Annotated in this window: 9 protein-coding genes and 1 pseudogene; 2 read left to right on the top strand and 8 right to left on the bottom strand. The window is 61.1% G+C overall.

Annotated elements, in window-relative coordinates; translation table 11 throughout:
• The 5 genes and pseudogenes from VZ95_RS10225 to VZ95_RS28810 all read right to left on the bottom strand — a co-directional run.
• Nucleotides 1-278 (bottom strand): hypothetical protein (locus VZ95_RS10225; RefSeq protein ID WP_045775752.1); only part of this gene is annotated, 278 nt, incomplete at its 3' end.
• A gap of 65 nt (nucleotides 279-343) precedes the next feature.
• The gene (locus VZ95_RS10220) at nucleotides 344-1,879 is read right to left on the bottom strand and encodes a lipopolysaccharide biosynthesis protein (RefSeq protein ID WP_045775751.1); all 1,536 of its coding nucleotides are present in this window, start codon (nucleotides 1,877-1,879) and stop codon (nucleotides 344-346) included.
• A 9-nt stretch (nucleotides 1,880-1,888) separates the two neighbouring features.
• Nucleotides 1,889-2,960: pseudogene (gmd, locus tag VZ95_RS10215) on the bottom strand (GDP-mannose 4,6-dehydratase).
• A 51-nt stretch (nucleotides 2,961-3,011) separates the two neighbouring features.
• Nucleotides 3,012-3,269, bottom strand: coding sequence for an RNA methyltransferase (locus tag VZ95_RS28815; protein WP_332308068.1), 258 nt, complete (start codon nucleotides 3,267-3,269; stop codon nucleotides 3,012-3,014).
• Between the two features lie 65 nt (nucleotides 3,270-3,334).
• A complete protein-coding gene (locus tag VZ95_RS28810) occupies nucleotides 3,335-3,802 on the bottom strand; it encodes an RNA methyltransferase (protein ID WP_332308067.1) in 468 nt (155 codons plus the stop codon).
• 163 nt (nucleotides 3,803-3,965) lie between these two features.
• Here VZ95_RS28810 and VZ95_RS10205 point away from each other — a divergent pair, with 163 nt between their 5' ends.
• Nucleotides 3,966-5,117 carry a GGDEF domain-containing protein gene (locus VZ95_RS10205; protein WP_045775750.1) on the top strand — a complete coding sequence of 384 codons (1,152 nt, stop codon included), beginning with the start codon at nucleotides 3,966-3,968 and terminating at the stop codon, nucleotides 5,115-5,117.
• Here the strand turns inward: VZ95_RS10205 and cimA are convergent.
• Together cimA and cysS are read right to left on the bottom strand one after the other, a co-directional pair.
• Nucleotides 5,114-6,700: a citramalate synthase gene (gene cimA, locus VZ95_RS10200; protein ID WP_156995228.1), complete on the bottom strand. Its 1,587-nt coding sequence runs from the start codon at nucleotides 6,698-6,700 to the stop codon at nucleotides 5,114-5,116. The genes VZ95_RS10205 and cimA overlap by 4 nt on opposite strands.
• Before the next feature lie 54 nt (nucleotides 6,701-6,754).
• Complete coding sequence (gene cysS, locus VZ95_RS10195; RefSeq protein ID WP_045775748.1) at nucleotides 6,755-8,128, bottom strand: cysteine--tRNA ligase; 1,374 nt, start codon at nucleotides 8,126-8,128, stop codon at nucleotides 6,755-6,757.
• A 39-nt stretch (nucleotides 8,129-8,167) separates the two neighbouring features.
• Between cysS and VZ95_RS10190 the strand changes: the two genes are divergently transcribed.
• The gene (locus tag VZ95_RS10190; RefSeq protein WP_045775747.1) at nucleotides 8,168-8,617 is read left to right on the top strand and encodes an HIT domain-containing protein; all 450 of its coding nucleotides are present in this window, start codon (nucleotides 8,168-8,170) and stop codon (nucleotides 8,615-8,617) included.
• Between the two features lie 132 nt (nucleotides 8,618-8,749).
• Here VZ95_RS10190 and VZ95_RS10185 read toward each other — a convergent pair whose 3' ends face one another.
• Nucleotides 8,750-9,001: a hypothetical protein gene (locus tag VZ95_RS10185; RefSeq protein ID WP_045775746.1), complete on the bottom strand. Its 252-nt coding sequence runs from the start codon at nucleotides 8,999-9,001 to the stop codon at nucleotides 8,750-8,752.
• Between the last annotated feature and the right edge of the window lie 142 nt (nucleotides 9,002-9,143).

Below are 9,143 nucleotides of genomic sequence, written 5' to 3'. Positions count from 1 at the left end.
GAAATAAACGTGGGTTGTTTGTAGTAGCCCTTCAGCCAGCAGGCGAGCAGGCACAGTTCTTCCAACTTCAGCACTTCGTTCAGCGTGCCTGCCGGGAAGCGGATTTCGAAGGTCTCGGTAATATAATCCAGAATCGCTTCGACTTGATCGATGCTGAGGCCGATATCGGTCTCCAGCACAGCGGTCCGCTTCAGAATAGCTTCATCGATTCCATATTGATCGCGGATCAATTTGACGATAGCGCGACTGAGTTCTTGCCAATTTCGGACGTCGGCCATCGGTATTCGGACCCCAAGCAACACGCAATGATGGCCCGCATCCTACCGAAGCCGGGGCCGCGATGCTATCCCCGTCCGCGCGGAAAGACGGGCAGGCGTCGGAACAGGGTGTTAATCTGCCGCCGCCCGGCGGGGGTTGCGATGAGCGCGCCTAGGATTCCGACGCTTCCAACCCCGCACGCCTTGGCGAAACTCGTCAGCGTCGGCGGGGCATCGGCCAGCCAGAAAGCTCCCACCGCGAACGGCAACGCCAACCCAGCCAAAGGGGCCAGGAGCGATTCGCGCAGCCAACGCCCGCCGTCGCCCGGCAAAACCCGGCGGTGGAGCACGATGGCGAAAAGGGCGAAACCGGCCCCCTCCAACAGCAGTCGCGCTCCAATCGGCAAAAACAGGCCCAAGCTGGGCGTCGCCAGCAGAATCAGCGGCAGATACAGCGCGCCCGAGAGTAGGGCAAAGCGCAAGATCACGCGCGTCGATCCGGTGGCGAGTTGGGCTAGATAGGGCATAAATCCCAGCGCATTTGCCGCCCCGCTGAGAACGATCAGGCGAAACGCTAAAATCAGATCGGGCGGGATCAGGGCGGATGGGAACAGCGCGGCCAAGACCAGCGGCGCAAACAGCAGGCCGGCAACCATCGTCGGCAAGATCAGGGCGGCTGCGATTTGGGACGCGGCACGGTAGCTGCTGCTCAAGGCGGCGCGGTCGCCCGTGGCCTGATAGGCAATCCAGCGGGGAAAGGCGGCAAAGGCAATCGGCGCGGTCAATCGGTTCAAGGAAGTGCCGAGCAGGCTGATGAGATGGTAGAGACCGAAGAGATCGATGGGCAGCAAGCGGCTCAAGATGAGCTTATCGGCAAAATTAGTCGCAAGGCCAACGAGGGCCGAGGTGCCGTCGCTGCGGCTGGCGCGGGCGAGATCGTGGAGAATTGCCCAGCGCATCGGGCCGATGGGGGCGCGGTTGAGAGGCTTCAGGCAGCGCGCGGTCACCCAGAGAATCACGAGGCTTTCGAGAATCGACGCGATGAGCCAGGTCAGCATCAGGGCCGTGAGCGAACGCTCGATCGTCTCCAGAATCAGCAGCGAGATGGCGAGGCGAAACGCCAGCGTGCCGGTTTGCAGAAGATTGCTCACCCCCTGCCGCTCCAAGCCGTTCAACGCCGCCAAGGGAATAACCCTCAGGCAGTGCGGAACGAGGGTGAGGCCGCCGATCAGGAGGGCATACTGAGTTTCGGCGTGCAGCGTCGGCGGGATGATGAGCCAATATTGGGTGAGATAATCCGCGCCCGCCGCAACTGCGCCCGCCAGCGCCGCGACTATGAGCAGGTAAACCCAGAAGGCGACGCGGGCGAAGCTGCGCGCTCCGCCATCCTGTAGGCCGTCGGGCGGCATCTGCGCAAACTTCTGCGTGACTGCCCGCGCCATGCCGAAATCGAGGCTTGCAGCTAAAGTAATCAAAAAACTCGCGGTCCCCACCACGCCGAACCGATCCATCCCGAGCAGCGGCACATAGAGAATGCTCGCGATCAGGGGCAGCAGGCTGACGGTCATCAGCCCGGCAAAATTGGACAGCGCGTTGCGCTTCAGACGGAGCGGTGGGGTCATCGCCTCCGCTTACTCGGACCCCGCCCCAAGGCCGACGCCGGTTTTCAGCAGGCTGAGGTCGGACGCGACCATTTCCTTGACGAGATCGCGGAACGCCACTTTCGGCGTCCATCCCAGTTTTTGCTGGGCTTTAGTGGCGTCGCCGAGCAGCAAATCAACTTCGGCGGGGCGGAAGTAGCGCGGATCGATCTTCACCAGCGGTTTGCCGGTTTTGGCATCGGTGCCAATTTCATCGACGCCGCTGCCGGTCCAGACGATCTGACGGCCGGTTTCGGCGAAGGCCAGTTCGACGAATTCGCGCACCGAACGGGTTTCGCCAGTCGCCAGCACGAAATCTTCCGGCGTCGGCTGCTGGAGGATCCGCCACATGCCTTCGACATAATCGCGGGCATGGCCCCAGTCGCGTTTCGCGTCGAGATTGCCCAGGTAGAGCGTCTCTTGCTGACCAAGCTCGATGGCGGCCACCGCGCGGGTAATCTTGCGGGTCACGAAGGTTTCGCCGCGAATGGGGCTTTCATGGTTAAACAGAATGCCGTTGCAGGCATAGAAATCGTAAGATTCGCGGTAGTTTACCGTAATCCAATAGCCGTAGAGTTTCGCCACGGCATAGGGCGAACGCGGATAGAAGGGCGTCGTTTCCCGCTGCGGCGTTTCCTGCACCAAGCCGTAAAGTTCCGAGGTCGAGGCTTGGTAGAAGCGCGTCTTTTTTGCCCAGGCCTAAAATCCGCATTGCTTCAAGTAGGCGCAGCACGCCGATGGCGTCGGCATTGGCGGTATATTCGGCGGTATCGAAACTCACCTGCACATGGCTTTGGGCGGCGAGGTTATAGATTTCGTCCGGCTGGGTTTCTTGGACGAGGCGGATGATATTGGTCGAATCGGTCATATCGCCGTAGTGCAGGCGAAAGCGCGCGTCGGCCTCGTGGATATCCTGATAAATATCGTCGATCCGGCCCGTATTGAACGAGGAGGAGCGGCGTTTGACCCCATGCACCTTATAGCCTTTGGCCAACAGCAGCCGTGCCAGATACGCCCCATCCTGCCCCGTTACGCCCGTAATTAGGGCCACTTTTTCCGTCATCACCGTCTCCTGACCAATCCGCTGTGCGAAACCCGCGCGCTGCCGTCTCTGCTACTTCTCCCCATCGGGCGCTTCAAGTGAATTAGCAGACAGGCGCTTGGTCACAAGCTCGGTCAGCATGCCGTGCAGGGTGCGAACCTCCTGATCCGTCAGTTGAATGCGCCCGAATAGCGCGCGGATATTGCGGATCATCGCCGGGCGCATATGGGGGATGCGCAGAAAGCCGCACTCGGTCAGCTCGCTTTCGAGACGCAACAGATAGCTTTCCAAATGCTCGCGGCTGGCAATCTCGGCCCCGCCGGCGCGCAATTCGGTCGCAGGCGTGGCATCGGCGGCCTGGAACCATTCGTAGCCGATGAGCAGAACCGCCTGCGCTAGATTGAGCGAGGAGAAGTCCGGGTTGACCGGGCAGGTGATGGTCGCATCAACCCGGCGAGGTCGTCGTTAATCAGCCCCGTCCGCTCGGGGCCGAACAGAACGGCGGTGCGGATTTTTTGAGCGGCATGGGCGCGCAGTTCCGCTGCCGCCTGCCGGGGCGTGATGACGCGCTTCACCAGCTCGCGCGGGCGGGCGGAGGTGGCGTAGACCACTTGCCGATCGCCGATGGCATCCAGCATCGAGCGATGGACGGTGGCGGCCTCCAGCACCGATCCAGCCCCGGAGGCGGTCTGCACCGCCCGTTCGCTCGGCCATTCCGGGCGCGGGGTGACGAGGCGCAGGGAGGTTAGGCCGAAATTCAGCATCGCCCGCGCCGCAAAACCAATATTATCGGCGAGTTGCGGTTCAACCAGAATGAAGGCGGGTTGATCTTCCGGCGGGCGGCTCATGGAACGCAAGGTCATGTCATACTCATGGAAAGGATTTAGTGTTAATTTTAGTTTCTAAAGGCCGCGCGGGCAGGGCTCCCAGCCTTCTTCGGTTGCTCTCTCATGCCTTATTTTTTGCGGTCTCACCAAGAAAAGATTCTTGTTGCTGCGCCGGGGGCTGAGACAGCAGACTCCGGCCATGATTTTGGATAGCCGCACTCTGCTTATCAATAGCGCTTTTATCAGCTTCGTTATGACCATCGCGATGCTGATGACCTGGCGCGTCAATCGCACGCAATTATCGGCGCTGTTTTGGGCCTTGTCAGCGCTGATGAATGGCATTGGGCTTACCTTCTATGCCCTAACGTTCAGCGTTCTGCCGCCTGCCTTCGCGCCCCTTGCCAATCTACCGATTGCGCTGGCGGGGCTTTCGATGTGGGCGGGGCTGCGCAGTTTTCGGCGGGTTCCGTTGAAGATCGGGCTTGGGCTGGTGCCGGTTGCCCTCTATCTCGGCGGAATCGCTTATTTTCTGTTGGTGTATCAGGATGTGACAACCCGTATCGTCATCGCCTCCTGCTTTCAAATCGTCAGCGGCCTTGCGTTTCTGCGCGAGACGCTGTTGGTTCAGCGGCGCGGTTTGGCCGGAACGGCGGCGCTGGCGGCAGCCGTGGTTTTTCTGTGCCATACCCTCTATTTCACCGCCCGAACCGGCGGCGCGCTTTTTGAGCAACTGATCGATTTCATGGCCCCGAGCCAATGGCAGACCTATACATTTCTCGGCTCAGGAATCACCGTTCTGTGCATGGGCGTGGCCCTGATGGCGATGACGGTCGATCATCTCTACCAGCAACTCCGCCAGACGGCGCTCCAGGACCGGACAACCGGACTGCTGAGCCGCAATGCCGTGCTGGAAAAATTAGCCCAAGCCATCCCGAAAGCCCATGACGCGGGCAAGCCGCTGCATCTGATGATGCTCGACCTCGATCACCTCGATCGGATCAATCAAACCTATGGGCACACGGCGGGCGACGCGATGCTGGCCGCCTTCGGGGCGATGCTGCGCACGAATTTTCCTTTCGCGGAGACGAGCGGGCGCTACGGCGGCGACGAATTTGCCATCATTCTACCGAATATGACCGCCTCGGACGCCACCAGCCTTGCCCATCACCTGCGCCGGGCGACGGAAGCGCTAATTATTCCGCTGGAGAATGGCCGCGTCAGCCTGACAATCAGCATCGGCCTGACGGGGCTTCAGACGCAAGAGCACCAATTCGATACGCTCATCGCCCGCGCCGATAGCGCCCTCTACCGCGCCAAACAGGGCGGGCGGAACCGAGTGGTGGTGCTTTAGCCGCCAAACTTCAGTAGCGCAAAGCAGATCACATCGTGCAGGGCGTTAAAGCTGGCATCGATGATGTTCGGGGAGACGCCGACTGTCGTCCAGCGCTCGCCATTGGCCTTCTGGCTTTCGATCATCACCCGCGTCACCGCCTTGGTGCCGTCCTGGGGCGAGAGGATGCGGACCTTATAGTCCGTTAGATGGATATCATCCAAGCTGGGGTAGAGCGGGATCAGCGCCTTGCGCAAGGCCGCATCAAGCGCGTTCACCGGGCCGTTGCCGTCCGCCACGGTCATTTCCTGCTTATCGCCGACGGTAACGCGGATGGTCGCTTCCGACAGGGTGACGAGCTTGCCTAAGGCATTCCAGCGCCGCTCGTCGAGCACGCGGAAGGAGGTGACGGTGAAATAATCCGGCACTTCGCCGAACAGGCGGCGGGCGAGCAACTCGAAGCTGGCATCGGCCCCGTCGTAGGAATAGCCGTCGAACTCGCGGGATTTGACCAGATCGACCAGCGCGTCGATCTTGCTGGTTTCGGGCGGCACCTCGATGCCCAAATCGCGGCAGCGGGAAATGACGTTCGAGCGCCCGGCCTGATCCGACACGAGAATCCGCCGCCGATTGCCCACGGTTTCGGGGGGGATATGCTCGTAGGTGCGCGGGTCTTTTTCCACCGCCGACACGTGCAGGCCGCCCTTATGGGCAAAGGCCGACGCGCCCACATAGGCGGCGTGCTTGAACGGTGCGCGGTTCAGGCGCTCATCCAGCAGATGCGACAGGCCGGTAAGATGGCGCAAATCTTCCACGGGAAGCCCCGTGTCGAAGCCCATTTTCAGCATGAGGCTGGGGATCACCGAAATCAGATTGGCGTTACCGCAGCGCTCGCCCAAGCCGTTGATGGTGCCCTGCACCTGCCGCACCCCGGCTTCGACGGCGGCGAGCGAGTTGGCGACGGCGTTTTCCGTATCATTATGGGCGTGGATGCCTAAAGTCTCGCCGGGGAAATGGGCGGTGACCTCGCGGACGATGCGGGCGACCTCGTGCGGCAGGGTTCCGCCATTGGTATCGCAGAGCACCGTCCAGCGCGCGCCCGCGTCCTGGGCTGCCTTCAGACAGGCCAGCGCATAGGCGGGATTGGCCTTATAGCCGTCGAAGAAATGCTCGGCGTCATAGATCGCCTCGCGCCCAAGGCTGACCAGATGGGCGATACTATCGCCGATCATGGCGATATTTTCCTCGCGCGGGATGTTCAGCGCCACATCGACGTGAAAATCCCAGCTTTTGCCGACCAGCGTCACCACCGGCGCGCCGGAGTTCACCAGCGCCGCGAGCCCCGGATCATTGCCGACGCTGCGCCCCGGACGGCGTGTCATGCCGAAAGCGGTGAATTTGGCGCGCTTCAGCGTGGGCGCATCGCCGAAGAACGCATCATCGGTCGGGTTTGCGCCGGGCCAGCCGCCTTCGACGTAATCGATGCCGAGCTTATCGAGGGCAATCGCCATCGCGCGCTTATCGGCAACGGAAAAATCCACGCCGGAGGTCTGTGCCCCGTCGCGTAAGGTGGTATCAAAAAGATAAACGCGCTCTGCCATGATTTTTCCCGACTCTATTCTTGTCGTCCTACCGGCCCTGGGCCTACTTGAGGACGGTTAGCTCTTACGCCGCCAACTGGTGCCGTCGATGCCGTCTTCTAGAATAATCCCCGCTGCAATGAGCTCGTCCCGAATTCGGTCGGCGGCGGCGAAATCTTTGGCTTTGCGGGCGGCGATGCGGTCCGCCAACATGGCTTCGATGGTCTCCGCCGTCAGATCGGCGGAGCCGCCGCGCTGCAACCATTCCTCGGGGTCATGCTGGAGCAGGCCGAGCAACTGGCCCGCGCCGAGGATCTCCGACTTCAGCCAGACCATTTCATTGAAGTTTTCGCTCTTGTTCAAGTCCGTCACCAGCGCGTGCAGCGTGGAGAGCGCCAGCGGCGTATTGAGATCGTCCGACAGGGCAGTCAGCACCCCCTCCGGCTGCTGCGGGTCGACCATAATATCGGCCACCCGGCGCAGCGCCAGATAGAAGCGGTCGAGCGCGCCGACGGCTTCCTGCAAGCCCTTCTCGGTCCAATCCAGCGGTTGCCGGTAATGGGAGGAGAGCAGGAGCAGGCGGATGGCCTCGCCGGGGGCGCGGTCGAGCAGGTCGCGCACGGTGAAGAAATTGCCCAAGGATTTGGACATTTTCTCGCCCTCGACGCGCAACATACCGTTGTGCAGCCAGTAGCGCGCCAGCGGCGCGCCGTGATGGGCGCAGGTCGATTGGGCGATTTCATTCTCATGGTGCGGGAAGATCAAATCCGCGCCGCCGCCGTGAATATCGATGGTCTCGCCCAAATGCGCCTCGATCATCGCCGAGCATTCGATATGCCAGCCGGGCCGCCCGCGACCCCAGGGGCTATCCCAGCCGGGCAGATCGGGGGTGGAGGGTTTCCACAGCACGAAATCCGCCGGGTCGCGCTTATAGGGGGCGACATCGACGCGCGCGCCCGCGATCAGCTCGTCGCGGCTATGGCCGGAGAGGCGACCGTAGTCGGGCATCGACGGCACGTCGAACAGCACATGGCCTTCGGCTTCATAGGCATGGCCCGCCGCGATCAGCTTTTCCACGAGAGCGATAATCTGGGGGATATGGTCGGTCACGCGCGGCTGGATGACGGGGTGCAGCACGCCGAGCGCGTCCATATCCTCAAGATAATAGCGTTCGGTTTCCGCCGTAATCACGCCGATGGCAACGCCGCGCTCAGCGGCGGCGTGATTAATCTTATCGTCCACATCGGTAATATTGCGGGCGTATACCACCTCGGGATATTTTTCTTGCAGGACCCGATAGAGCGTATCGAAGACCACGGCGGCGCGGGCATTGCCTAAATGGGCACGATCATAGACCGTGGGGCCGCAGACATAGAGCGTCACACGCGCCGGATCAGCGGGGGTAAAAACCTCCTTGTGGCGGGTAAGGCTATTGTGCAGCAGTAAATCCACGGTAATCCTCTGGGGAACATAAGCGAAAGGGCGTAGAGAGTGAGCGGGGCAAGCACATCGGTCAAGCCGGGAGATGGGACAGAGGGCGGGTTTTCGCTCGATAGCAGGCTTGCGCAGGATACGGCGCCGGTCGCAGCCTTGCCGCTGTCTACGCTTCTGCTGATGAAGGACGCGCGGTTTCCCTGGCTTATCCTCGTGCCGCGTCGGGCGGGAGCCGTGGAAATTCTCGATTTAGCGCCCGCGGATCGGGCGCGCCTATGGGCCGAGATAAGCCAATGCGCCGAAGTTTTACGCGCGGTGACGGCCCCGTTGAAACTCAATATCGGCGCACTCGGCAATATCGTGCGGCAGTTGCACATTCATATCGTGGCGCGCACCGAGGGCGATGCCGCTTGGCCCGGCCCGGTTTGGGGGAGCGGTGCGGCGGTTCACTATGAGGATGCGGCCCTGGCCCGCCTCTTGGCCAAGCTCAACGCCCATTTCCTCTAGAGTATCGCGCGTCAAATGTGACGCACGATACTCTAGGTTTATTTTGGCCCTCGCCGGGCGGGCGCATCCGCGCCCTTGGCCGCCGCCTCAATGGCGGCTTTTAGAGCCGCGCCAGATTAAAGGCGCGCGGCTCTAAAGAGAAGAATCATGGCTTTGTGTGTTCAGGCTGGCGAGCCGCCGTATTTCTTGGCCGAACAGCCAGCACAACCGGGTGAGGAGAGGAATTGTAAGAACACTCGGCATCAGCGCGAGCGTATGATTTTCGGCGTGTCCTAACAGCAGCAGAATCGTGACGCCATTTAAGAATAAAACGGCCAGACCGTGGAAAAGGCATTTTTTTGTATTTTCAAAAGAAAAGCTAATGATTGCGCCGGTCGGGTTCATTCTTTATATCGCTCGCAGAATTCGGCGCTCCTTGGGGGTGCAGAGGCCAATTATGGCACGCGGAGGGGGCGCTGTGTCAATGATCGAGAGTCGCGAGTAAGGATATTGCTCTTCATAAGTACATAAAAATTTCTAGAAACAT

This window comes from Elstera litoralis (genome assembly GCF_000963705.1).
Taxonomy (GTDB): Bacteria; Pseudomonadota; Alphaproteobacteria; order Elsterales; family Elsteraceae; genus Elstera; species Elstera litoralis.
The sequence above is the reverse complement of the archived record's forward strand: the minus strand, read 5'-3'. Positions and strand labels throughout refer to the sequence as shown.